Origin of the sequence: Cardiobacterium hominis, from assembly GCF_900637305.1 — a bacterium.
Taxonomy (GTDB): Bacteria; Pseudomonadota; Gammaproteobacteria; order Cardiobacteriales; family Cardiobacteriaceae; genus Cardiobacterium; species Cardiobacterium hominis.
Genome location: NZ_LR134365.1, coordinates 2,490,117 through 2,514,133, shown reverse-complemented (window position 1 = coordinate 2,514,133; position 24,017 = coordinate 2,490,117). Strand labels below are relative to the sequence as shown.

Sequence of the window (24,017 nt, the reverse complement as noted above, 5' to 3'; positions counted from 1 at the left end):
GGATTATACACGGCTTCCGATTCATTGCAAGCGACAGGCGTAGCAGGAAGAAAAAGCGTCAGAAAAACGGCGTGCTGGCAGGCATTTACCGGCGAAAAGTGTCGTAAAAACGATACTTGACCCTGTGCAGCCTAATCGCTATTTTGTGCGCCTTTTCCTCTGCGGAGTGCATAGATGCAGACAGCGTTACGGCACGGATTCCTCGCTCTGGGCATGTTGCTGCTCGGCGCCTGCGGGTCGGCGCCACCACCCTATCAGTACGAAAACAACGATACCCTCGCGCTGGAATCCATTGCCACCGAGGGCGCGCCGGTTGATGACCTCTACGAATACCCGCAACTGATGAGCATGGAAGACGGCGGGATGGCAGAGTCATCCGCGCCGGATTTCTACGAGCCCCCCCCGATGCCGGAAATTGCCGCAAGCGACGACGAATTTGCGCCGCTGTTGCAGAGCGATGACGTCAGCATCGTGCGTGGCGGCAATAGCCCGCGCACCCCGAAACCGCAAGTGAGCGCCGCCGCGTACAGCGGCAGCATTGAAGGCGGCAACGAAATCACCGCCACCGCTCACGCCTATCTGAGCGCGCTCTATCATGGTGATGGCGAAACCGCCTGGCGCTACTCCTTCGTACCGTACAACCCGCAGCAAAGCTGGTGGGACGAGCGCACCGCCAAGGGGGCGCTGTTCATGAAAGCGGGCAGCAGCGAATACTTCGCCAGCGAAAAACAGGGGGTGCGCCAAATTGAAATCGCCCCGCAAAGCGTGCGCCAGCAGGGTAACGCTGCCAGCCTCAACGCCCGCATCATCTACGGCAACGGCACAAGCCGCGACCTTAATCTAAAAATGATGAACCAGGGGGGCAAATGGCTCGTTCCGCAAGAATAATGAGCGCATTGGCGCTCTTTGTCCTGCTCTCCGCCTGCGTCAGCACGCCTTCGCTGGATGATGAACAAGCCGTCGGCAAAAAAGCGGAATACTTCATGCGTGCGCTGGTGCGCAACAGTAAAGGACTGGAAAAACAGACCATTGCCGATATCGCCTTTCTCGACCAGCACACCGCCAACAGCGATGAAGGACAAAAGCGGCTGCGCAAAGCGGTGCAGATGATGGGGCAGTACCTGCGCCAGACCTTTTCCGAAGCGGGGATTAACAGCAACAAAGCGGTATTCGTCGCGCAGAAAATGCAGCTTACCGAACAGGGCGACGTTGATCAGGCGCTGGTCGTACTGCACGCTTACGAGCCAGACAGCAGCCGCGTCGTCAATGGCACGGCGCTCATTACCCGCTGGCGCAAGACGGCGGACGGCTGGAAGCTGGACATGAATCCCTATCTGGACAATTTCCGCACGAAGAAATAGCGGAACGTCATCAGCGCAGCCTGCGGGCTGCGTTTTTTCTGCGCATACGAAAAAACCGCCTTGCTGGCGGTTTCAAGAATCTGGTGGGCCGTAAAGGGCTCGAACCTTTGACCAATTGATTAAGAGTCAACTGCTCTACCAACTGAGCTAACGGCCCGTAAGTGGTGGGTCGTGAAGGATTCGAACCTTCGACCAATTGGTTAAAAGCCAACTGCTCTACCACTGAGCTAACGACCCTTGGCGGGACGGGATGAATGGTGGGTCGTGAAGGATTCGAACCTTCGACCAATTGGTTAAAAGCCAACTGCTCTACCACTGAGCTAACGACCCGTCTGCCCGTTTGAGGGCGCGCATTATGCCAAAATATTTCTGTTATGCAAGGGTTTTTGCGTGCGTTTTGCTAGCGCGCTGTTTTTGTTGGCGCGCTTAGCTGTGCATCTGCGGGTGGCGGCGGTGGATGCCGCGGCAGAGTGCGGGGTAGTCTGGGGTATCGTCTGGCTTCAGGTAGCCGTGGCGGATGAGGTAGTCGATGACGACCACGGCGGAGTTTTGTTTGAAGGCGTCGCTGTCGCGCACCAGGCGGGCGATTTCGTCAAGCGGCAGGCAGAGGAATTCGCCCACTTCGCCGTCGCGGTTGTGCGGACGGAAGTCGGGCGGCAGTTCCAAATCGTAGTTGTAGAGGGTGTCGGCGCGGATGCCGTTTTCGGTTTGCGCGGTGTAGCTGATGATGCCGACCGGGCGTGCCTGTCGCGCCAGCGCTTCCGGAATGGCCGCTTCTTCGTCGCTTTCTTTGATGAGGTTGGCAAAGACGCTGATGCCGTAGGGGATGCCGCCCGCAGCTATTTGATCCAGTTTGCCCGGCTCAACGCTTTTCGTCGTAGCGCGGCGCGCAATCCACATATGCGGTACGCCGTCGCGCGTGGTGGTGCCATTTATATGCACGCCGTAACCGCAGACGCCGATGACGGGCGCGGCGGCACGCTCAATCAGCGCGCGCACCGGCCGGTGCAGGTTGGCAAGCAGCGGCAGTTGTTCGTTGCGCCAGCCGCGCACGTAGCCTTCTGCGGCGAGTGCTTGTGCCAGTTCGGCGAGGATGGCGTTGCGTGCGGCGAAGTCGGCGGGGGCGTACCAGATGAGGCGGTCACCGTCGTCGCGCAGGTCAAGCCCGTGGTCGCGCAGGCGGGCGAGGTTGTCGCGCCAGATGAGGCCGACGGGGTCGCCGTCGAGGATGAGCGGGCGGTAGGCGGCGAGGTCGGCGCTGTTGAGTTGTTCGATTTTGGCGAGGTAGGTCATGGGGTTAGTCTTCTTGCGGACGTTTGGCGTAGCGTTGCGCCAGCACGGCGCAGAGCATCAGCTGGATTTGGTGAAAGAGCATCAGCGGCAGGACGAGGATGCCGACGCTGGCGGGAGGAAAGAGGATGTTGGCCATCGGGATGCCGTTAGCGAGGCTTTTTTTCGAGCCGCAGAAGACGATGGTGATTTCGTCGGCTTTGTTGAAGCCGAGCGCGCGGGCGCTGTAGGTGGTGAAGGCGAGTACGACGGCGAGCAGGGCGAGCGAGACCACGCCGATAATGACCAATGTGCCGAGGCTGACGCGGCTCCAGATGCCTTCCAGCACCGCTTCGCTGAAGGCGGTATAGACGACGAGCAGGATGGAGCTTTGGTCGGTGATGCGGATGAGGCGGCGGTTTTTGGCAACCCACGCCGCGGTAAGCGGACGCGAGAGGTGGCCGAGGATGAAGGGCAGCAGCAGTTGCAGCATGACGGCGCGGATGGAGCTGGCGAGGTCGGTTTGCCCCTGTGCGCTTAACAAGAGCCCGACCAGGAGCGGCGAGAGGAAGACGCCGAGCAGGCTGGAGGTGGCGGCGCTGCAAATGGCGGCGGCGACGTTGCCGCGTGCGACGGAAGTAAAGGCGATGGCGGATTGCACGGTCGCGGGCAGGGCGCAGAGGTAGAGGAATCCCTGATACGTTTCCGGGATGAGCAGCGTCGGCACCAGCGGGCGCAGGGCGAGACCGAGCAGCGGGAACAGGACGAAGGTGGTGGAAAGTACCAGCAGATGCAGTCGCCAGTGGCCGACGCCTGCCAGCACCGCTTCGCGCGAGAGTTTGGCGCCGTGCATGAAGAAGAGCAGGGCGATGGCGGCGGTGGTGAGGTGTTTGAAGAAGGTTTTGCCGATGCCTTGCGCCGGTACGATGGTGGCGGCAAGTACCATCAGCAAAATCATGACGAGGAAGGGGTCGAGATGCAGGCGGCGGAGCGGGTTCATGGGCGTGGGGGCGGTTGTGAAGGTGGCGAGTATAACAAGGCTTGCTGCGCCAGGACACGCGATAAGCCCGCGCATAAAAAACGGGCGGCTCAAGCCGCCCGCCATGCTTCGTAAATCAGCGCAAGGGGCGAATGCCGACTGCGTCGCGTACCGCGTCCAGCAGCGGGCGCGTGTGTTTGCGTGCCTTGGCGGCGCCCGCTTGCAGGATGTCTTCGATGCGCGCCGGATTGGCGGTCAGCTCGCGGTAGCGTTCGCGCGGTTCGGCGAGTTCGGCGTTGATTTGTTCAAACAACGCCTGTTTGGCGTCGCCCCAGCCGATGCCCGCGGCGTAGCGGTCGCGCATCGCCGCCTGTTCGTCACGGGTGGAGAAGGAGCGGTAGATTTCAAAGATGGTGGATTCGTCAGGATTTTTCGGCTCGCCCGGCTCTTGCGAGTTGGTGACGATTTTCATGATTTGCTTGCGCAGCGCTTTTTCATCTTCAAAGAGGGCGATGGTGTTGCCGTAGCTTTTGCTCATCTTGCGGCCGTCGAGGCCGGTGAGCAGGGCGATTTCGTCATCAACGACCGCTTCGGGCAGGACGAACAGCTCGCGGTAGCGGTGGTTGAAGCGTCCGGCAATGTCGCGCGCCATTTCGACGTGCTGGATTTGGTCGCGCCCGACCGGAATGTGGGTGGCGTTAAAGATGAGGATGTCCGCCGCCATCAGCACCGGATAGGAAAACAGCCCCATCGAGATGCCGTGGTCAGGGTCGGTGTTGCCCTCGGCGAGGTTGGCATCGACGGACGCCTTGTAGGCGTGCGCGCGGTTCATCAGCCCCTTGGCGCAGACGCAGTTGAAAATCCAGGTCAGCTCCGGCACTTCGGGAATGTCGGACTGGCGGTAGAAGGTGATGGTTTCGGGGTCAAGGCCGCAGGCGAGCCAGGTGGCGGCGACGGCGAGCGTCGAGCGGTGGATTTGTTCCGGATCGTGGCATTTGATGATGCCGTGGTAGTCGGCGAGAAAGAGGAAGGATTCTTCACCGCTGGCGCGGCTTTCGGCGATGGCCGGGCGGATGGCGCCGACGTAGTTGCCGAGGTGGGGGATGCCGGTGGTGGTGATGCCGGTCAAGACACGTTTTTGGCTCATGCGGATTCCTTGAGGTGAAAAAATGATGTTTACGGTGGGAAATGGATTATAGCCGATTGCCGCGGTACGTCGCGGCGGGAAAAAAACGCGCAATAGTCGCCTGTTGGCACGAATTTCGCTATCATTAACGAACAATCACGAAACATTTAATCTAGGTAAACACCATGTGGAATCTTCTGAAAAAAACCTTCCGCCGAACGCCACCGCCCGTCGTCGCCCAAGTACCGGTCGCGGGACTCGCCTACTACCGCGCCGAAGACCTCGCCTCGCTCATGCACCGTGGCGACCTGCTTGACCTGCGCCATGAGCCGGACAATCCGCATGACGCCAACGCGGTCATGATTTTCTGGCACCATAACAAAATCGGCTACGTTCCCAGCGAATACGCGCGCGAGTTGCAAAGCCTGCTTGACCGCCACGACAGCCTCTGCGGCAAAATCGTCGAAATCGACCCGCACAGCGAAGAACACCGCTGGGTGAAATTCAACATCTACCCGCCGCGCAAAGCCCTTTGATACAGCAACTTTTTCCGGCGCGCATCGCCGCTGACCGCACCGCCTGGCAAGCGCTGCTCGCGCGCGAGGGCATCCGTGGCGAAACGCATCTGGACGCGGTCTATGGCATCCACGACGATGACGGCAGGCTCATCGCCACCGGCGCGCGTTACCGCAATATCCTGAAATGTATTGCCATTGACCACGAACATCAGGGCGGCAGTCTGTTCAACACCCTGATGAGCGCGCTGATGAACGACGTGCACCGCGCCGGATATGCCGCCTGCTACGTGTACACCAAAGCAAGCGCGCGCGATGCCTTTGCCTGGCTGGGGTTCCGCGAAATCGCCCACGTTGAAGACAAGCTGTATTTCCTTGAAAACGCGCTGCACGGCCTGCCGCAATACCTCGCGGCGCTGCGCGGCAAATACGTGGCGGGAAGCCGCATCGCCGCCATCGTCATGAACGCCAACCCGTTCACCAACGGCCACCGCTACCTCGTGGAAAAAGCGGCGCGCGAGAATGACGTCGTCCATCTGTTCGTCTTGAGCGAAGACCTCTCGCACTACCCCGGTTCGGTGCGCCTCGCGCTGGTCAAAGCAGGCATTGCGCCGCTGAAAAACGTGTACGTCCACCCGACCGGCGACTACATCATTTCCGCCGCCACCTTTCCCTCCTACTTCCTGCGCGAAGACGACGACGTCACCACCATCCAGGCGCGGCTCGATGCGCGCATCTTCAAAGAGCACATCGCGCCCGCGCTCGGCATCACGAAGCGCTACGTCGGCCATGAGCCGTACAGCGCCGCGACCGCCATCTACAACCAAGCGCTGCAACAAGAATTTGCCGGTGCGCCGCAGCTTGAAATCGTCGAACGCCTGCGTGCCGACGGCGAATACATCAGCGCCTCGCGCGTGCGCGAACTCATCGCGAATGGCAACCTCGAAGCCGTGCGCCCGCTGGTGCCGCCGACCACCTTCGCCTACCTGCAAGGCGGCGAATTGCCGGAAAGCGGAAACCCCCGCCCATAAAAAAGATGCCCGCAGGCATCTTTTTTTCGCACAAATTGCCGCTACTTGAGACGGTTCACCATCATCGGCTGCGGTACACCGTTAATGAGGGCGAACATCCAGTAGGCACGACGCGATGGTTTCTCGCGGTCTTCCACGTGGCAAAAGGCCATGGCGATATTTTTCACACAGCTGAAGCGCAGCGGCTGCCATTGCTCCGGCAGAACCGCCTTCCACACATCAATATCCGCCGCGGTCGCCATGACCAAGCGGCAATCGCCCGTACCTTGGCACACCGGTGCCCACGCTTCCGGCGCACGACGACCGTCCATCAGCCATTGCTCGCCTTTTAAATAGAAGCGCATCTGCATGGGTGTCGGGCGTTCCTGCGTATCGAGAATGACATATTCGCCGACATCTTGAGCATCCAGCGCATAAGCCGCGGGCAGCAATGCCAGCGCGGTAAATAGTCCCCATATTTTCATACGATTACCCCATGTTTCTCAGAAAGCCAGACAGCGATTGTCTCCAGCCCCTGCGCGTCGGTTTCGTCAAACACGGCGAGCGCTTCCGCGTCCGCGTCCAGCACCGCCCACACCGCGCCGCTCGCATCACGCAGCGGCACGACGATTTCCGATTGCGAGCGCGAGGAGCAGGCGATGTGGTCGGGGTGGGCATTGACGTCCGGCACGATGAGCGTGCGGTTCTGCGCCCACGCCTGCCCGCAAACACCGCGGCCGCGCGCGATGCGGGTACAAGCAAGCGGCCCCTGAAAGGCGCTGAGCACCAGCTCGTCGCCGACGACGCGGTAAAAGCCGACCCACAACCAGCCGAACGCTTCCTTCAGTACGGCGGCGGTGTTGGCGAGATTGGCGACAGTGTCGCTTTCATCTTCAATGATGGCACGCAGTTGCGGCAGGATTTGCGCGTAGCGCGCCGCCTTGTCGGCGGCGGTCAAATGGAGTTCGTGCATGATTATTCCGATTTCGGGCTGGCGGCACTACCGGCGAGCAGGCCGCCGTCAATGTTGTACTCGCTGCCGGTGATGTAGGTCGCTTCGTCCGAGGCGAGCAGCAGCGCGAGTGCGGCGACTTCTTCCACGCGGCCGAGGCGGCGCACGGGAATGGCGCGTGCCATTTCGGCAAGACGCTCCGGCCGCTGCGCTTCCGTGCCGCCGAGCATCGGCCACCACATCGGCGTGTCAATCGCCGCCGGATGGATGGAATTGCAGCGAATCGCCAGCCCCTGCTGCGCGCAGTAAAGGGCGACGCTCTTGGTGTGGTTGCGAATCGCCGCCTTGCTCGCCGCATAAGCGGCGGCAGTCGGGATGCCGACCAGGCCGGAACGCGAGGAGATGTTGATGATAGAACCCGTACCCTGCGAGCGCATCGCGCCGATGGCGTAGCGGCAGCCGAGGAAAGTGCCGTCGAGGTTGGTGTGCAGCACCGCGCGCCAGTTGGCGAGTGAGGCGTGTTCGGGGTCGTGTTCGCGGCTGGTCTCAATGCCGGTAATGCCGGCGTTATTGACGAGAATATCCAGCGAGCGGTGGTCGGCGGCGATGGTTTGCAGCGCCGCTTCCCAGTCGCGCTCCTCGCGCACGTCCAGCGGCAGATAGCGGGCGTTTGCGCCAATTTCGGCGGCAACGCGTTCGCCGCCGGCGTGGTTGATATCGCTCAGATAAACAAACGCGCCTTCAGAGGCGAAAGCGCGGGCGATAGCCTCGCCGATACCACGGGCAGCACCGGTGACGAGGGCGGTTTTTCCGGCAAGTCTTGCCATGATGATTACTCCGGTTGGAATGAACGACGGCATTATACGCCGCCCTTCCCTTTGGCGATGATTGACGCCGCCGCCAGGCCGCGCCTAGAATCGCCGTATTCATGAGTAACGGAGCTAAAGCATGACGGAAAAAATCTACCCGACCAAAAGCTATCTCGATCCCGCGAAACGTGCAGCGCTTTTGCGCGAAAGCGGCATGGATACGGTTTGCGCGGCAGAATCGCAAACTGCCCGCGAAGCAGGCGATATTGAAACGGCCTGGGATTGGCTTGCTTGTGCCAGATTGCCGACGGGTTCGTTAAAATCGCTGAAACGCTGGTATGGCGCGGATTTCATTCGCGCACGCGGTTTTGATACGAGTAATGCTGATGCGGATTTGGGGCCGGGTTGGCTGGATGCTCCTAATGGATAAAACATCCATCACCATGCAAATACTCTTTGAAGAAGAAATCTTCATCAGGGGTATGCGTCTGACTTCGGCGGGACAATCGCTTTCAGAAACCCGAAAGAAATTATTGAACCATATCCGGGAAATCGTAAAAACCAGCGACGTGCCCTTAATGATTGCCACCGAGCTCGCCATTCTGCAAAACGATTTTGACCGCTATGCCAACAGCCGCGCGATGGAATCCAGCCTGCAAAGTGCCATTAACGAAATGGAAGTTATCCAGCGACATTTTCAAATCATTCTGACGCCGGATTATGCGCTGATTGACCGCGCATTCAGCCTGCCGAAAAACCGGCAGAAGGGACTGCCAATAGATGAAGCACGGCAATCTTTCCGCAGCCATTACGCGCGCCTTGCTAATCTCGACAAATCTCGCCTCGATGACGATGAAAAAGAAATTATTGACGCGCGACAAGAAATGTTTGCCCTCGCCAAATCGCTTTATATTGCTGAACAAGAAATCGCCCTCGGAGTCGCCGCATGAGCATCTACGCCCTCAAACCCAAATTCCAAAACCTGCTGCGTCCGCTGGTGCGAAAACTGTTCGCGCGTGGCGTTACCGCCAATCAGGTGACGCTATGCGCCTGCGCTATTTCCATAGTATTGGGCATCGCCCTCGCGCTTGCCCCTACGCACGCGCCGCTATTCATGCTGCTGCCGCTGTGGTTTTTCCTGCGCATGGCGCTGAACGCGATGGACGGCATGCTGGCGCGCGAGTTCGGGCAGAAATCGGCGCTCGGCGGTTATCTCAATGAAACCACCGACGTTATCGCCGATGCCGCGCTTTATTTGCCCTTTGCCTTTGTCGCGCCGTTTGGTGCGCTCTCCGTCGGTGTCTTTATCTATCTCGCGGCGCTGAGCGAATTTTGCGGCGTGCTGGGTGCGGTGCATGGCAACGGCCGCCGTTACGATGGCCCGCTTGGCAAAAGCGACCGCGCCTTTGTCATCGGCAGCCTGGCCTTTTACTACGCGCTGGCGGGAAGCCTGCCTGGCTGGTTGAACGTCACTCTGTGGCTGCTGAACATCCTCCTCGCGCTGACTTGCATCCAGCGCATCCGTCACGGTTTATAGCCATCCCCCTAAAGCCTCATACGGTGTTGCGTCGCCTCGCCGTACAACCGCGTACTGTCTTCGGCGACGCGCCTTGTCTGAGGCTTTAGGTGTATAGCTATACAGAAGGAATCCCGATGAATACGCAAGAAAAAACCTTCACCACTACCGACGGCAGCGAACTGTTCTACCGCTACCGCCCGGCGCAAGACGGCAGCACGGACAAGGCCATCGTCCTTTTTCACCGCGGCCACGAACACTCCGGCCGCCTGATGTATCTTGCCGACGAACTCGGCCTGGATGACTTCGCCTTTTTCGCTTGGGACGCGCGCGGTCATGGCAACAGCCCCGGCGCGCGCGGCGATTCGCCGAGCATCACCACCAGCGTCGCCGACATCCAGGATTTCATGACGCACATCGCGCACAACTACGGCATCGCACCGGAGAACACCGCAGTCATCGCGCAAAGCCTCGGCGCGGTGCTGGTCGCCACCTGGCTGCACGACTACGCGCCGCCGATTCGCTGCGCCGTACTCGCCGCGCCCGCCTTCGGCGTCAAACTCTACCTGCCGTTTGCCCGTCCCGTGCTGCGCCTGCTGCAAAAATTGCGCGGCAACTTCTTCGTGAACAGCTACCTCAAAGCACGCCACCTCACTCACGACAAAGCGCGGCAGGAAGACTTCAAACGCGATCCGCTTATCGTCCGCCCCATCGCGGTGCGCGTCCTGCTCGGCCTTGACGACACCGCCTCGCGCATCGTTGCCGACGCACAAGCCATCACCACCCCGCTCTTGCTCCTCATCTCCAGCGACGACAAAGTCGTGTAGCATCAGCCGCAACACGACTTCTACAACCGCCTCGGCAGCCAGCACAAAGCGCGCCACATCCTGCCCGGTTTCTACCACGACACCCTCGGCGAAGCCGAACGCGAGCGCGCCTTCGCACTCATCCGTCCCTTCATCCGCGAGCGCTTTGCCGCACCCTGGCAGGCGGTGGACGTCACCACCGCGCATCTGGCGAGTGCCAGCCGCGTGGAAGCGGACGAACTGGCGACGCCTTTGCCGCGCTATAGCCTGCGCGGCCTGTGGTGGGCGTTCTACCGCGCGACCCTGCGCCTTGGCGCGCGCTGGAGCTAAGGACTGCGCATCGGCCGCGATACCGGTTACGACAGCGGCAGCACCCTCGACTACGTCTATCAAAACCAGCCGCAAGGCACGAACCCCATCGGCCGTGCTTTTGACCGCCACTACTTGAACGCTATCGGTTGGCGCGGCATCCGCCAGCGCAAAAAGAACATCGGCAAAGCCATCGCCCTTGCCAACGCCCTGCTCCAACGCGCGGGCAAACCGGTGCACGTGCTGGACATCGCCTCCGGCCACGGCCGCTACATTCTGGACGCCTTGAACGAACACGTGCGCCCAAACAGCATCCGCCTGCGCGACTACAGCCCGATTAACGTCGCCGCCGGCCGCGAACTCATTGCCGCGCGCGGCTTGGAAAACATCGCCACCTTCAATGAAGTGAACGCCTTTGACCGCGCCAACTACCAAAACCTTGACCCGCGGCCAACGCTGGGCATCGTCTCCGGCCTGCACGAACTCTTTGCCGACAACGACCTCATCCAGCACTCGCTGGACGGCTTCGGCGATGCCATCGAATCCGGCGGCTATCTCATCTATACCGGCCAGCCGTGGCACCCGCAGCTGGAAATGATTGCCCGCGCGCTCACCAGTCACAAGGCAGGCAGCCCGGATTGGGTGATGCGCCGCCGTAGCCAGCAAGAAATGGACCAACTCGTCGCCCGCGCCGGTTTCCACAAAATCCATCAGTGGATAGACGAATACGGCATCTTCACCGTCAGCCTGGCGCGGAAAAAATAACCTGCGTCCTCTCGCCGGATGGCAGGGCGGGGCATATCGCGGAATTTCTCTGCCATTGCCCGCATCCATAATGGAACTGCTATCCCTTTTATGATTCAGAACCATATTCAGGCCAAATAAAACCCGCAATAAAAAATCATGCGGCGAAATGGAAATCTGAAAAGGTTTTAGCCGATTTTCGCCGACGTTCGCTGCATGGCAGCCGCATGAACGCTTTGCCATGCAGACGATGAATTTCAGCGATTCTCAATTGCGGAATCCACGGGGAATTTTGAGGTTTTTCCTGCGGTTTGATGTTCATCAAGACAAATGAATGAGGGTTTTGTTAGAATATGCACACTCCAATAAAGGCAATAATCAACGTGGGGAAATCATGAGACAGTTAGTCATCGCCGCAACGTTGTTTCGGCGTCTCGCGGTAGCGACGGTGGTCGCTGCCGCATTATTTTTTGTGCAAACTGCTGTTGCCGCGCCCATGCCGACGGCGAAGGAGCTGCGCGCAGCGCTTTTCCACAGCGACGGCTCGTTGCAGGAATTCACCAGCAAGGTGCCGGCGACGGTGTTCTTTCCGGATGCAACCGGCTACGGTGCGATTCAGGAACAGCCGCCGCTGGTGCCGGTGTTGAAAGGTGAGGAAACGATCGGCTATGTCTTCCTCAACTCGGATTATGTGCCGTCCGGTGGTTATTCCGGCAAGCCGATTCACATCATGATCGGCGTGGACAAGGATTTCACCATCACGAAGGCGAAGCTGGTCAAGCACTCGGAGCCGATTGTGCTGATCGGCATTCCGATCGAGAAGGTCAACGCCTATATCGACGCTTACACCGGGCGTAATTATCCGCGCGACGGCATGAATCAGGACGCGCCCGATGTCATCAGCGGCGCGACGGTAACGGTGATGGTCATCAACGAGACGATTGCCCGCTCGGCGATTGCCGCTGCGAAGGCGATGCAGGGCGGCGGCGCAGAGGAAGCCGTACCCGCGCAGCCGAAGGAATTGACTGTCGTCGATATGGACAAGCAGGAGAAAAGCAGCTGGCAGGAGCTGACCGGTAGTGGCGCGGTGCGTTCGTTCCAGCTGCACGTCGGCGAAGTCAACGAGGGCTTCATCAAGGCGAAGCACTCTGAGGCAGCGGAGCGCGCGGAAAGCAGCAATCCGGAAGATGAATTCATCGAGATGTTTTATGCGCCGGTATCAGTGCCGTCTATTGGCCGCAGCCTGCTCGGCGACGCCGTTTATGAACAGATGACGAAACAGTTGCAGCCCGGGCAGCAGGCGATTTTAGTCGCCGGTAAGGGTCTGTATTCGTTCAAAGGTTCAGGTTATGTGCGCGGCGGGATTTTTGACCGTCTGAAATTGAAGCAGGACGGCAACGGTTTCCACTTCCGCGACCGCAACCACCGTCGTATCGGCGACATCCTGGCCACCGGTGCGCCGCATTTCCCGGAAATCGCGCTCTTTACCGTGCCGACCGAGCAAACGCTGGACGTTGCCCGCCCGTGGCAATTGGAACTCTTGGTACAGCGCGCCACTGGAGCGCGTGACAAGGCTTTCATCACCTTTGATATGGATTACAACTTGCCTGCCGCCTACACCAAAAAAATCCCCAACCCGGATTACGTTGAGCCGCCGCCCGCAGCCGCGCAAACCGCCGCTCCGGCAGATGCGGCAGGTGGTGTGGCTGCCGTCCATGATGACGGTGAATTGAGCGTGCAGGCGAAAATCGCGCAACAGGCATGGCGTGACAAGACCGTCCAGATTGTCGTGCTGGGCATCGCCATCTTCGTGCTGGTCTGCGTTTTCATGTTCCAGGACTGGATTACCCAATACCCGCGCGCTTACAAAGCCTTCCGCAATTGCTACCTTGTCTTCACCCTGTTCTGGCTGGGCGGTTACCTCGGTGCGCAATTATCAGTGAACGGGCAGTTGTCGGTGGTGAACGTCCTGGCCTTCACCAACTCGCTCATCAAAGGCTTCGACTGGAACGTCTTCCTGATGGATCCCGTCATCTTCATCCTTTGGTGCGCGACGGCCTTCGGCTCGCTGATGTGGAATCGCGGCTTCTTCTGCGGCTGGCTCTGCCCCTTCGGTGCCTTGCAGGAACTCACGAACTACATCGCGAAAAAACTGCATGTGCCGCAGTTCAAATTCCCCTTCAAAGTGCACGAACGGATGACGGCCATCAAATACATCATCTTCCTGCTGCTCTTCGGCTTCTCGCTCTACGACATGGGGCTTGCCGAACATTTGGCGGAAGTTGAGCCGTTCAAGACAGCCATCATCCTCAAATTCGGGCGCGCCTGGCCGTATGTCGCCTTCGCCCTTACTCTGCTACTCATTGGGCTTTTCATCGAGCGTTTCTACTGCCGTTATCTCTGTCCGATGGGCGCGGCGCTGGCCATCCCCGCCAAACTGCGTCTTTTCAACTGGCTGAAGCGCTACCCGGAATGCGGCAACCCCTGCCAAAAATGCGCGCAGGATTGTCCGGTGGAAGCCATCTTCCCCGAAGGCAATATCAACGAAAACGAATGTATTCAGTGCCTGAATTGCCAGGTGCTGTATCATGACAAATCTCGCTGTATGCACCTTCTGCTGGAAATTGCCAAAGCGCAAAAAGCGGCAGAGCGGCAAAAACGGGTGGAAGCCATCCGCAGCGGCGAGATCGCCTTGAAACCGGTCGGTGGCGAGCCACCCGCCAGCGGGGCAACCTCCTGAATCTTTTTATACATACAGCGGGAGCGCTTCCCTGTATGTAAAAAGGACTAACGATTACGTTCAACTCAAACTGGAGCATCATCATGTCAGAAGACAACAAACTGAAAATGAAGCGTCGCGGATTCCTCGGCGCAGCGGTCGCCACCGGCGGTGCCGTTGCCGGAGGCGCTGGCCTCTTGGCCTCATCACAAACCGCGAGCGCCGAAGCAGCCTCCGAACCCAGCGATCACGTTGCCCCGGGCGACCTTGACCAGTACTACGTTTTCAACTCCGGCGGCCAGTCCGGCGAATTGCGCATCCTCGGCATGCCGTCCATGCGTGAACTGATGCGCATCCCGGTATTTAACCGCGACAGCGCTACCGGTTGGGGACAAACCAACGAAAGCCGCCGCATCATGCGCGAAAAAATGCTGCCGGAAACCAAAAAATTCCTCGAAGACAAGGGCGGCATCTACATGAACGGTGACCTGCACCACCCGCACATGTCCTTCACCGACGGCACCTATGATGGCCGTTATATCTTCGTCAACGACAAGGCGAACACCCGCGTTGCCCGTATCCGCTGCGACGTGATGAAATGCGACGCGATGGTCGAAATCCCGAACGTTTCCGCCATCCACGGTCTGCGCCCGCAGCGCTACCCGAAAACCGGCTACGTATTCGCCAACGGCGAGCACATCATCCCGTGGCCAAACGATGGCAAAACCATCCTCGACACCGACAACCCGAAAAAAGACTACTGGACCGCCTTCACTGCCGTGGACGGCGACACCATGGATGTCAAATGGCAAGTGCGCGTGGACGGCAACCTTGACAACCTTGATGCCGACTACCAGGGCAAATACGCCTTCTCCACCTGCTATAACTCGGAAAAAGGCCTGGATGTCGGCGAAATGTCCTCCAGCGAAACCGACTGGGTTGTCGTCTTCAACATCAAGCGCATCGAAGAAGGCATCAAAAACGGCGACTTCAAAGAAATCAACGGCGTTCCCGTCCTCGACGGCACCCACGGCTCCAAATACACCCGCTACATCCCGGTGCCTAACTCACCGCACGGCTGTAACGCCGCGCCGGATGGCATCCACATCGTGCTGAACGGCAAACTCTCGCCGACCGTTTCCGTCCTCGACGTACGCAAACTCGACGACTACTTTGACGACAAGATCGAAGCCAAAGACCTCATCGTCGCCCAGCCCGAACTCGGCTTGGGGCCGCTGCACACCGCATTTGACGGCAAAGGCAACGCCTTCACCACCCTGTTCATCGACAGCCAGATGGTCAAATGGAACATCGAAAAAGCACGTCAGGCCTACCAGGGCGAAAAAGTTGAGCCGGTCATCGAAAAAATCGACGTCCACTACCAGCCGGGGCACAACCACAGCTCAATGGGCGAAACCAAAGAAGCTGATGGCCAATGGCTTGTCTCGCTCAACAAATTCTCCAAAGACCGCTTCTTGAACGTCGGTCCGCTCAAACCGGAAAACGACCAGCTCATCAGCATCTCCGGCGACCACATGCGCCTCGTCCACGATGGTCCGAGCTTCGCCGAACCGCACGATATGATCATCGTTGCCCGCAACAAAGTGAACCCGCTCAGTGTGTGGAACCGTGACGACGATTTCTGGAAAGAAGCGCGCGAACAGGCGAAAAAAGACGGCGTCGATCTCGACACCGCCAACACCGTCATCCGCGACGGCGACAAAGTCCGCGTCTATATGACCGCGACCGCGCCTGCCTACGGTCTCTCCAAATTCGAAGTCAACGAAGGCGACGAAGTCACCGTTTACGTCACCAACAAAGAGCTCATCGAAGACCTCACCCACGGCTTCACCCTGGGTGACTACGGCATCGCGATTGAAATCAGTCCGCAGGCGACCGCATCCGTGACCTTCAAAGCAGACCGCCCCGGCGTCCACTGGTACTACTGCCAATGGTTCTGCCACGCCCTGCACATGGAAATGTCCGGCCGCATGCTGGTTAAAGCCAAAGCCTAAACAAAAATCGGGAAAACCTCGCCCCTTACTTCATGCAGAAAACTGAAGCTGGAAAAGCCGCCAGACTGCCCCCTCTCCCTGTGGGAGAGGGCTGGGGTGAGGGCAGGGACACATCTCCTGTCAGGGCAGATAAAAATCCCAAACAACCCGACACTAGCGAACAACATGATCCAGACAAACCAAATAAAACTCACGACGGCACTTGCCGTCGTGAACCTTTTTACCATAGCCCATGCACTAAACCTCCCCCAACCCGGCGACGAAATCCCCGCCGCGCGCGCGACAAACCTCACCCTCCAGCCCGGCGACGACCTGCAAGCCGCGCTTGACGCCGCCCAACCCGGCGACCACATCACCCTTGCGCCCGGCACCTGGCAGGGCAACTACACCATCAACACCCCCATCACCCTAAGCGGCAGCCCGGACGGCAAAACCATCTTGGACGGCGGCGGCAAAGGCAAAGTGCTGCACCTCAAAGCACCGGACAGCACCATCGAACACCTCACCGTGCGCCACTCCGGCAACAGCCAGTTCGACATGGACGCGGGCATCTTCGCCGACCGCAAAGCCGACCGCGCCCACATCTGGCACAATCACGTCGAAGACAACCTGTTCGGCATCTACATCTGGGGCCCGGAAAGCACCATAGTCGAACACAACACAGTCATCGGCCAAACCACCGGCCGGGTGAACGACCGCGGCAACGGCATCCAAATCTGGAAAAGCCCGCACACCATCATCCGCGACAACACCCTGAGCGGCGGCCGCGACGGCATCTACGTCACCAACAGCAAATACAACCACTTCGAGCGCAATACCATGCGCGACATGCGCTTCGGCGTGCATTACATGTACACCGAAGACAGCGAAGTCGCGCACAACCACACCGAAAGCCTCGAATCCGCCTACGTCATCATGTTCTCCAACCGCATCACCGTGCGCGACAACAGCGGGCGCGACAGCCGCGAACACGGCCTGATGCTCAACGCCGTCAATGACGCACAAATCCACGGCAACCGCATCAACCGCGCCAACAAATGCGTCTTCCTCTACAACGCCAACCGCAACGGCTTCCACGACAACCACTTTGAAGGCTGCACCCTGGGCGTACACAGCACCGCAGGCTCCACCGACAACCAAAACTACCGCAACGCCTTCATCAACAACCAGACCCAAGTCATGTACGTCGGCACGCGCTACCACGAATGGTCGCACGACGGCCAGGGCAACTACTGGAGCGACAACACCGCCTTCGACCTTGACGGCGACGGCATCGCCGACCTGCCCTACCGCCCGAACAACATCCTTGACCAAGTGCTGTGGCGCGCGCCGAACGCCAAAATCCTCATCAACAGCCCGGCGGCGCAGCTGCTCAAATACGCGCAACAACAATTCCCCGCCATCCACCCCGGCGGCGTGGTGGACAGCTACCCGCTGATGAACCCACCGACGGTCGCGCCATAAATCACCATCAGAAGCGACCAACGAACACCACAGGAGCCACCCATGCCTCACTTCACCCCCGACCTCGCCAATCCGCACAGCCGTGGCTGGGGCGGCGATACGCATTCCTCCTGGCGGAATAGCCGGGGCTGGCTGGCCATCGGCGTCATCCTCCTCGGTATCCTCTATGACCCCAAGGCATCCGCCCTCTTGGGTCTGACGCACTACGGCTGGCTGTGCCTGCTGCTATGGCTGGCCGTCGCCGTCAGCGTTTTGCGCAGTGACTACGCCGCCAGCCGCACCGCCTATTTCGCCCCCTGCCTTGTCTGCGACCCGCTGGGGCTGACCATCTACACCCGCAGCGGCAGTATCCAGCAACAATGGCGCTGGCAGGACATCGAAAGCGTCGCCACTCACGGCGTCCTGCAAACCCTGCGCATCACCCCGCGCGACGGCGCGCCGTTTGACTACCGCGACCGCCGCCTCGAACGCGAAGGCAATACCTACCGCGACATCGCCGCCACCGCGCAAGACTGCCTGCGCGGCGTCCTGCCACCCATCCTGCCCGCCCCGCCTGCCGGCTTCACCCATATCTGGTACGAGCAGCCGCACAAGCATTTCGACCAAAGCCATACCCGCGATAACTACATGCTGACCCTGCTGCTGTGGGTACTGCTTTTCCTGCCCGCCTTCCTCGATGCCCGCCTGCGCACCTGGCCGGACGGCGCGCCGCTTCTCCTGCGCATCCTCCATCCGCTCACCCTCGCCGCCTTCGCCCTCGGCATCCTTTGCATCCTGCGCGTGCTTATCCACAACTACCGTCGCTACCGCCGCACCGTCCCCGTCCGGCGACAGGCGACCATCGATGGCGACAGTCTGCATATCTACCGCACGGGTGGCGTTCCGGCACTCAGCCTGCGTTGGGCGGACATCCTGGGTGTCGAATGGCGGGAAGTCCGCATCGAGCGCCAGAAACACTACCTGCTCTATTTCACCGACCGCCTCGACCACACCTACCGCCTGGACGTCACCGGCCTGCAAGAGGCCAAAGAGACCTGTCGGGAAATCGCCGCCGTCGTTACCACTATTACCAGCGGGCAGCCGTTGCCGTCGCTTGCGCCGCAATCTCCTGCAACGACGAGCCCAAGCGGCGTCGCCCTGCTGTTCTGGCTCAACCTGCTGCTGACCGCCTGGCTCGTTTGGCTGACCCTGCCCTGCGCCTACTCCCCGGCACATTGCACCGCCTTCGAGCCGCGCAGCTTCCTTCCGTTCCTTGTTGCTTTCTTCACTGTGAGCCTGCTCAACCTGTGCACCGGCGACCTTTACCGCCTGTTCGGCAAAAACCACCGCTGACCTGCGTGGCGGAACATCAGCGCGAATGCGCTCTTGCCCTTGAAAACGCCCAACCATCCCCCATATAGCAATACTCATAAAGTCTCATACAAGGCGCGCCGCCGAAGACAGCACGCGGTTGTACGGCGAGGCAGCGCAACGCCGTATGGGGCTTTAGGAGGATTGCTATATAACCCCGTGCCTTGTCCGCGCCGATATACGACACTCTGCCCGTGAGAAAACCATGCAGCAAAAAATCCGCTACCACATTGACGGCATGACCTGCCAGGCCTGCGCCAGCCGTCTCGAAAAAGTCCTGAACAAAAAGCCGTTTATCGCTGCCGCCAGTGTCAATTTCGCCAGCGAGGAAGCGCAGATTACTTACGATGCCAGCCAGACCGATCCCACCGCGCTCGCCGCCCTCATTGCCAAAACCGGTTTTAGCGCCAGCACTCCTGTCGCGACGCCCGCGCCGGAAGATGCGACGCATCCCGGTTGGCGACTGTGGCTGCTGCTTGCCATCAACCTGCCGTTCCTCGTCGGCATGGCGGGGATGATGCTGGGGCGCCACAACTGGATGCTGCCGCCGTGGGCGCAGCTAGCGCTTGCCAGCGTCGTCCAGCTCTGGCTCGCCGTGCCGTTCTACAAAAGCGCCTGGGCAAGCATCAAAGGCGGCCTTGCCAACATGGACGTGCTGGTCACCCTCGGCACCGGCGCGATTTACCTCTACTCGCTCTACATGATGAGCGCGCCGCACAGCCACGGCCACGTCTATTTTGAAGCGGGGGTGATGGTCATCGGCTTCGTCTCGCTCGGCAAATACCTGGAGCAGCGCAGCAAAAAAACCAGCCTGAACAGCCTCGGCCTCTTGCTGCAACTCACCCCACGCCAGGTAAGCCGCCAACGCGACGGCGTCTGGCAAACCGTGCCGCTGGACCAAGTACAAATCGGCGACCTGCTGCGCGCTAACCACGGCGAACGCATCGCCGCCGACGGCATCGTGGAAAGCGGCAGCGGCTGGACAGACGAAAGCCATTTGACCGGCGAATCGCGGCCGGAAGCGAAAGCGCCCGGCAGCCGCGTACTGGCTGGCGCCTTGGTGAGCGACGGCAGCCTGATTTATCGCGCCGAACAGCTCGGTAGCCAGACCCTGCTTGGCGACATGATGGCGGCACTCGCCGAAGCGCAGGGCAGCAAAGCGCCCATCGCCCGCATCGCCGACCGCGCCGCCGCCATCTTCGTGCCGACGGTGGTTGCCATTGCCGTTGCCACCTTCGCCCTCACCTGGGCGCTGCAGGGCAACGCGACAACCGCGCTGATGCACGCGGTCGCGGTACTGGTCATCGCCTGCCCCTGCGCCCTCGGCCTTGCCACGCCCGCCGCGATTATGGTCGGCATGGGCAAGGCGGTGCGGCACGGCATCTGGTACAAGGACGCGGCGGCGATGGAAGAAGCGGCGCGCGTTGATACCGTCGTCCTCGACAAAACTGGCACACTGACCGAAGGTCGCCCGCAAATCGCCGCGGTGTGGCTGGCGGAGGGAAAAAGCCCCCTTCCCTGCGAAGCGGGGGAGGGAGAGAGCGCCCATGAAAAAGACGAAGCCTATTTCATGGGAACCGAGGGAGGGGGTGTGAAAAATCGCGGAGCGACCGCAGACAATACAGACGAAAGATCCCACGAACTCTACCGCCTCGCCGCCGCCGTCGAACAAAACGCCACCCACCCGCTCGCCCGCGCCATCGTCGCTGCCACCACCGCGCGCGGCATTGCCATCCCGGAGACCGCCAACGCCAAAACCGACAGCGGCGCGGGCATCCGCGCGGACGTCGCCGGCGTTGGCACCGTCAGCGTCGGCAAACCCGACTACTGCGGCCTGACGCTCCCGGAAAACCTGGGCGACGTCTGGGCGGTCGCCAGCATCGTCGCCGTCGCCGTAAACAACCGCCCGCTTGGCGCCTTTGCCCTCGCCGATGCGCTCAAAGCCGACAGCCAAGCCGCCGTTGCACGTTTACAAGCACACGGCATCGCCGTCTGCATCATGAGCGGCGACAATACCGGCACCGTCGCCTGGATAGCGCGCCAACTCGGCATCGACGACGCGCGCGGCGACATGAGCCCGCGCGACAAAGCCGCCGCCATTGACGCGCTGAAAGCAGCGGGCAAAACAGTGGCGATGGTCGGCGACGGCATCAACGATGCGCCCGCGCTCGCCGCTGCCAACGTCAGCTTTGCCATGAAAGACGGCGCGGACATCGCCGCCCACACCGCCTCCGCCACCCTGATGCAGCACAGCGTCAACCAACTCGTCGATGCGCTGCTCATCAGCCGCGCCACCCTGCAAAACATCCGGCAGAACCTCTTTTTCGCCTTCATTTACAACATCCTCGGCATCCCGCTCGCCGCCCTCGGCTACCTTAACCCGATAATCGCCGGTGCGGCAATGGCGTTAAGCTCCATCTCCGTCCTCGGCAACGCGCTGCGCCTCAAACGGGCGCGGATAGATTGAGCATCAGGCGGCACTCCGTCGCCTAAATAGTTTGCATGCTATCTAAAAAGGTGTATCATAAATTAATAGCCAGCTATGGAAATCCCGATTCCATCCGGCTTAACCCCCGCGCGGCGGGAAAATATGACCATCTGCACCACAGGATAGCAACCATGAAAAAACACATGCAAAAGACAGGCTACGTCGTCATTCTCATTGCTTGCAGCATGATTATCGGCAGTTTCATCGCCTTTGCGGCCCTCAATAGTGGCGGGAGAATACAAGATGCCGCATTTTTCTATTGGCAGCGCTATTTCGTGGATAACGTCGTCGCCATGGCAACCTTGCCGGGTGTCTGGCTCTTTTTTATTGGCAGCTTAATGCGTTACCTCAGCGACAGCGGCACAAAAACATTGCTGTTGCTGATAGTTTCCCTGCTCGTCGTCATTAACAGCCAATGCTTCATCATTCCCGTCTCGCATGAAGCATCCGCTATCGCATTTCAGACCGGAAATTTGCCAAACGTTTCTGAAACTTTTCTCGCGCTCAAAGGGCTGGAAGATAAAAGGGGCGCGATAAACGGGCTTTTATTACTCGGCTATCTTCTTATCTATATTTTCTGTCCGACGAAACGCGGCGCGGAATAAATAAAAAATAAAACCGTGCGTGCCCACATGGCGAGGACAGCGGCTCCGTCACGCGTCGCGTTGCAAGGCATTCGCATTTGCGACTTTCAGGATACCCTGTTACAATCTGCGCCGCTTTTACAAGCAACACCAACCCTTTAACCGGAGTTTTCCTGATGAAAAAAACGCTACTCGCCGCACTGGTTGCCGTCGCTTCCCTCGCCCAGGCGCACGAACTTTGGGTCAATGCCCCCGCAAAAATCGCCGCCGACGAAGTGCTGAAGGCCGACCTCGCCTACGGTCACGACTACCCCGCCGCCGAGCCGATTGAAGCCGACCGCCTGCACATCTTCAAACCGCTGCAACTCATCGGCATGGACGGCAAAGCGCAGGACATGAACCAGCAGGGCGAAAACTACCAGTACGTTTCCAAAGAAAAACTGGGCAAAGGCGCATACTGGGTCAGCGCCATTTACCAGCCGACCTTCTGGTCCAAAAACGACAGCGGCTGGAAACAGCAAAACCTGAAAGACATGCCCGACGCCAGCACCTGCCAGCAGGCGCAAATGTTCGGCAAGGCGCTGGTTGTTGCCGGAGATGACGCGGTGGACGTGGCCGCCGTCAGCAAGCCGGTAGGACAGGCGCTGGAAATCGTGCCGCTGGCCGACCCGACGCAAATCAAACTGGACGCCGTCTTCCCGCTGCAAGTCTATTACGATGGCAAACCGCTCGCGGGTGCGACCGTAACCGCCACCGCCGACACCTTCATGGAAAAAGACCTGGAAGCGACGCATGATCACCGCGAACCGCAGGCCTTTTCCGGCAAAACCGACAAAGAAGGCAAAGTGGGCATGATTCCGCTCATCGAAGGACTGTGGAAAGTAAAAGTCAACCACAAAACCCCGTTTGAAGACAAGGCAACCTGCATGGAGCACAGCCTCTCCAGCACGCTCATCATCCCCATCGGCGAAAAACGCGCTGCCCCGCACGAGCACGAACATCACCACCATCACTAGGGACTGTTGACAATTCGACGAACGAGCCCCTCTCCCTCTGGGAGAGGGGTTGGGGTGAGGGCAGCAATCCATTGAAAAACCGGAATTTCGATTCATCAACAACATCACCCACCCCCTCCCCGGGTTCCCATGAAAAAGGCGTCCGCCTTTTTCATGGGGAGCCCCGACCCTCCTCCGCTGCGGGTTTCGCCCTGCAAGGGGAGGGGGATGTCTCAATTGTCAACAGCCCCTAAGTGCGACTGCACAAAAACACCCGCTTGCTGCGGGTGTTTTTATTGCTTGTAATTTCTGTATTGACAGAAATAACGCACAAACCTAAACTGCCCGCCATGAAACTGAACCCGACCACCGAAAAATTCGTCCTGCATTGGGGCGAAATGGGCGCCAAATGGGGCGTGAACCGCACCGTGGCGCAAATCCATGCGCTGCTCTACATTCTGGGGCGACCGATGAACGCCGACGAAATCGTCGAGACGCTGGGCGTCGCCCGTTCCAATGTCAGTAACAGCATCAAGGAGTTGCAAAGCTGGCAACTGGTGCAAACCGTCCACATCATGGGCGATCGCCGCGACCATTTCGCCACCTCCGAAGACGTGTGGACGCTCTTTCGCATCATCGTTGCCGAGCGGCAGCGCCGCGAAATCGAGCCGACGGTGCAATTCTTGCAAAGCCTGATGGAAAGCCCGGAATTTGCGCAGGAAAATGAAACCGCACGCGCGCGGATTCAAGAAACGCACGAATTTATCAGCACGCTCACCAGCTGGACGAACGAAATGCTGCGCCTCTCGGTCGGCACGATGAAAAAAGTGCTGAAGCTGGGGGCGGGGATTCAGAAATTACTGCATTAGTCTGCTGTTGAGGCTGTGCGGAATGATGGGAAGCCATTGGGGCATTTATTGAGTGAACTGAAGGTGGGGTAAAGCGCGATATGCCCCCTCTCCCACTGTGACAAGCATTGCTCGCGTAGCAAGAGAGAGGGCTTATC

Annotated in this window: 21 protein-coding genes, 3 tRNA genes and 1 pseudogene; 16 read left to right on the top strand and 9 right to left on the bottom strand. The window is 59.7% G+C overall.

Going from position 1 to position 24,017, the window contains the following annotated elements; genetic code table 11:
• Positions 1-174 precede the first annotated feature (174 nt).
• Positions 175-888 carry a nuclear transport factor 2 family protein gene (locus EL199_RS12085; RefSeq protein WP_004142981.1) on the top strand — a complete coding sequence of 238 codons (714 nt, stop codon included), beginning with the start codon at positions 175-177 and terminating at the stop codon, positions 886-888.
• A complete protein-coding gene (locus EL199_RS12080; protein WP_004142983.1) occupies positions 888-1,361 on the top strand; it encodes a hypothetical protein in 474 nt (157 codons plus the stop codon). The genes EL199_RS12085 and EL199_RS12080 overlap by 1 nt, the downstream gene beginning before the upstream one ends.
• An 81-nt stretch (positions 1,362-1,442) precedes the next feature.
• Here the strand turns inward: EL199_RS12080 and EL199_RS12075 are convergent.
• The 6 genes from EL199_RS12075 to trpS form a co-directional block, all read right to left on the bottom strand.
• A tRNA-Lys gene (locus tag EL199_RS12075) sits at positions 1,443-1,518 on the bottom strand.
• A gap of 5 nt (positions 1,519-1,523) precedes the next feature.
• Positions 1,524-1,598: transfer RNA gene (locus EL199_RS12070), tRNA-Lys, on the bottom strand.
• Positions 1,599-1,616: 18 nt separating this feature from the next.
• Positions 1,617-1,691, bottom strand: a tRNA-Lys gene (locus tag EL199_RS12065).
• A 96-nt stretch (positions 1,692-1,787) separates the two neighbouring features.
• On the bottom strand, positions 1,788-2,654 hold the full coding sequence (locus EL199_RS12060) for an NUDIX hydrolase (protein WP_004142985.1): 867 nt from the start codon (positions 2,652-2,654) through the stop codon (positions 1,788-1,790).
• Positions 2,655-2,658: 4 nt separating this feature from the next.
• Positions 2,659-3,630 carry a bile acid:sodium symporter family protein gene (locus EL199_RS12055; protein ID WP_040356153.1) on the bottom strand — a complete coding sequence of 324 codons (972 nt, stop codon included), beginning with the start codon at positions 3,628-3,630 and terminating at the stop codon, positions 2,659-2,661.
• Between the two features lie 115 nt (positions 3,631-3,745).
• The gene (gene trpS, locus EL199_RS12050) at positions 3,746-4,756 is read right to left on the bottom strand and encodes a tryptophan--tRNA ligase (RefSeq protein WP_004142987.1); all 1,011 of its coding nucleotides are present in this window, start codon (positions 4,754-4,756) and stop codon (positions 3,746-3,748) included.
• Between the two features lie 164 nt (positions 4,757-4,920).
• Here trpS and EL199_RS12045 point away from each other — a divergent pair, with 164 nt between their 5' ends.
• Both EL199_RS12045 and citC read left to right on the top strand, forming a co-directional pair.
• The gene (locus EL199_RS12045; protein ID WP_004142988.1) at positions 4,921-5,271 is read left to right on the top strand and encodes an HIRAN domain-containing protein; all 351 of its coding nucleotides are present in this window, start codon (positions 4,921-4,923) and stop codon (positions 5,269-5,271) included.
• Positions 5,268-6,281: a [citrate (pro-3S)-lyase] ligase gene (citC, locus tag EL199_RS12040; RefSeq protein ID WP_004142989.1), complete on the top strand. Its 1,014-nt coding sequence runs from the start codon at positions 5,268-5,270 to the stop codon at positions 6,279-6,281. The genes EL199_RS12045 and citC overlap by 4 nt, the downstream gene beginning before the upstream one ends.
• 41 nt (positions 6,282-6,322) lie before the next feature.
• Here citC and EL199_RS12035 read toward each other — a convergent pair whose 3' ends face one another.
• The 3 genes from EL199_RS12035 to EL199_RS12025 are packed head-to-tail and all read right to left on the bottom strand — an operon-like array spanning position 6,323 to position 8,039.
• Positions 6,323-6,745, bottom strand: coding sequence for a hypothetical protein (locus tag EL199_RS12035; protein ID WP_004142990.1), 423 nt, complete (start codon positions 6,743-6,745; stop codon positions 6,323-6,325).
• Positions 6,742-7,233 (bottom strand): GAF domain-containing protein, encoded by a 492-nt coding sequence (locus EL199_RS12030; RefSeq protein ID WP_004142992.1) that lies wholly within the window; start codon positions 7,231-7,233, stop codon positions 6,742-6,744. The genes EL199_RS12035 and EL199_RS12030 overlap by 4 nt, the downstream gene beginning before the upstream one ends.
• Positions 7,234-7,235: 2 nt before the next feature.
• Positions 7,236-8,039 carry a glucose 1-dehydrogenase gene (locus EL199_RS12025; RefSeq protein WP_040356066.1) on the bottom strand — a complete coding sequence of 268 codons (804 nt, stop codon included), beginning with the start codon at positions 8,037-8,039 and terminating at the stop codon, positions 7,236-7,238.
• Between the two features lie 121 nt (positions 8,040-8,160).
• Here EL199_RS12025 and EL199_RS12020 point away from each other — a divergent pair, with 121 nt between their 5' ends.
• The 12 genes and pseudogenes from EL199_RS12020 to EL199_RS11965 all read left to right on the top strand — a co-directional run bounded on the left by EL199_RS12020 (position 8,161) and on the right by EL199_RS11965 (position 23,880).
• Positions 8,161-8,451 carry a hypothetical protein gene (locus EL199_RS12020; RefSeq protein ID WP_040356069.1) on the top strand — a complete coding sequence of 97 codons (291 nt, stop codon included), beginning with the start codon at positions 8,161-8,163 and terminating at the stop codon, positions 8,449-8,451.
• On the top strand, positions 8,444-8,971 hold the full coding sequence (locus EL199_RS12015; RefSeq protein ID WP_050768131.1) for a hypothetical protein: 528 nt from the start codon (positions 8,444-8,446) through the stop codon (positions 8,969-8,971). The genes EL199_RS12020 and EL199_RS12015 overlap by 8 nt, the downstream gene beginning before the upstream one ends.
• The gene (locus EL199_RS12010) at positions 8,968-9,558 is read left to right on the top strand and encodes a CDP-alcohol phosphatidyltransferase family protein (RefSeq protein ID WP_004142998.1); all 591 of its coding nucleotides are present in this window, start codon (positions 8,968-8,970) and stop codon (positions 9,556-9,558) included. Before EL199_RS12015 ends, EL199_RS12010 begins: the two co-directional genes overlap by 4 nt.
• 116 nt (positions 9,559-9,674) lie before the next feature.
• A pseudogene (locus EL199_RS13695) lies at positions 9,675-11,417 on the top strand (bifunctional alpha/beta hydrolase/class I SAM-dependent methyltransferase).
• 373 nt (positions 11,418-11,790) lie between these two features.
• Positions 11,791-14,136: a NosR/NirI family protein gene (locus EL199_RS12000; protein WP_126316096.1), complete on the top strand. Its 2,346-nt coding sequence runs from the start codon at positions 11,791-11,793 to the stop codon at positions 14,134-14,136.
• Positions 14,137-14,219: 83 nt separating this feature from the next.
• The gene (nosZ, locus tag EL199_RS11995) at positions 14,220-16,130 is read left to right on the top strand and encodes a TAT-dependent nitrous-oxide reductase (RefSeq protein WP_004143012.1); all 1,911 of its coding nucleotides are present in this window, start codon (positions 14,220-14,222) and stop codon (positions 16,128-16,130) included.
• A gap of 165 nt (positions 16,131-16,295) precedes the next feature.
• Complete coding sequence (locus EL199_RS11990) at positions 16,296-17,594, top strand: nitrous oxide reductase family maturation protein NosD (protein WP_004143014.1); 1,299 nt, start codon at positions 16,296-16,298, stop codon at positions 17,592-17,594.
• A gap of 42 nt (positions 17,595-17,636) precedes the next feature.
• Positions 17,637-18,926, top strand: coding sequence for a hypothetical protein (locus EL199_RS11985; RefSeq protein ID WP_004143015.1), 1,290 nt, complete (start codon positions 17,637-17,639; stop codon positions 18,924-18,926).
• 223 nt (positions 18,927-19,149) lie between these two features.
• On the top strand, positions 19,150-21,411 hold the full coding sequence (locus EL199_RS11980) for a heavy metal translocating P-type ATPase (protein WP_004143019.1): 2,262 nt from the start codon (positions 19,150-19,152) through the stop codon (positions 21,409-21,411).
• A gap of 152 nt (positions 21,412-21,563) precedes the next feature.
• Positions 21,564-22,037, top strand: a complete 474-nt coding sequence (locus tag EL199_RS11975; RefSeq protein WP_050768133.1) for a hypothetical protein — start codon at positions 21,564-21,566, stop codon at positions 22,035-22,037.
• 155 nt (positions 22,038-22,192) lie between these two features.
• Positions 22,193-23,032 carry a DUF4198 domain-containing protein gene (locus tag EL199_RS11970; RefSeq protein ID WP_004143021.1) on the top strand — a complete coding sequence of 280 codons (840 nt, stop codon included), beginning with the start codon at positions 22,193-22,195 and terminating at the stop codon, positions 23,030-23,032.
• Between the two features lie 329 nt (positions 23,033-23,361).
• Entirely contained in the window at positions 23,362-23,880 is a 519-nt protein-coding gene (locus EL199_RS11965) for a GbsR/MarR family transcriptional regulator (RefSeq protein ID WP_004143022.1), read from the top strand.
• The last annotated feature ends 137 nt before the right edge of the window (positions 23,881-24,017 follow it).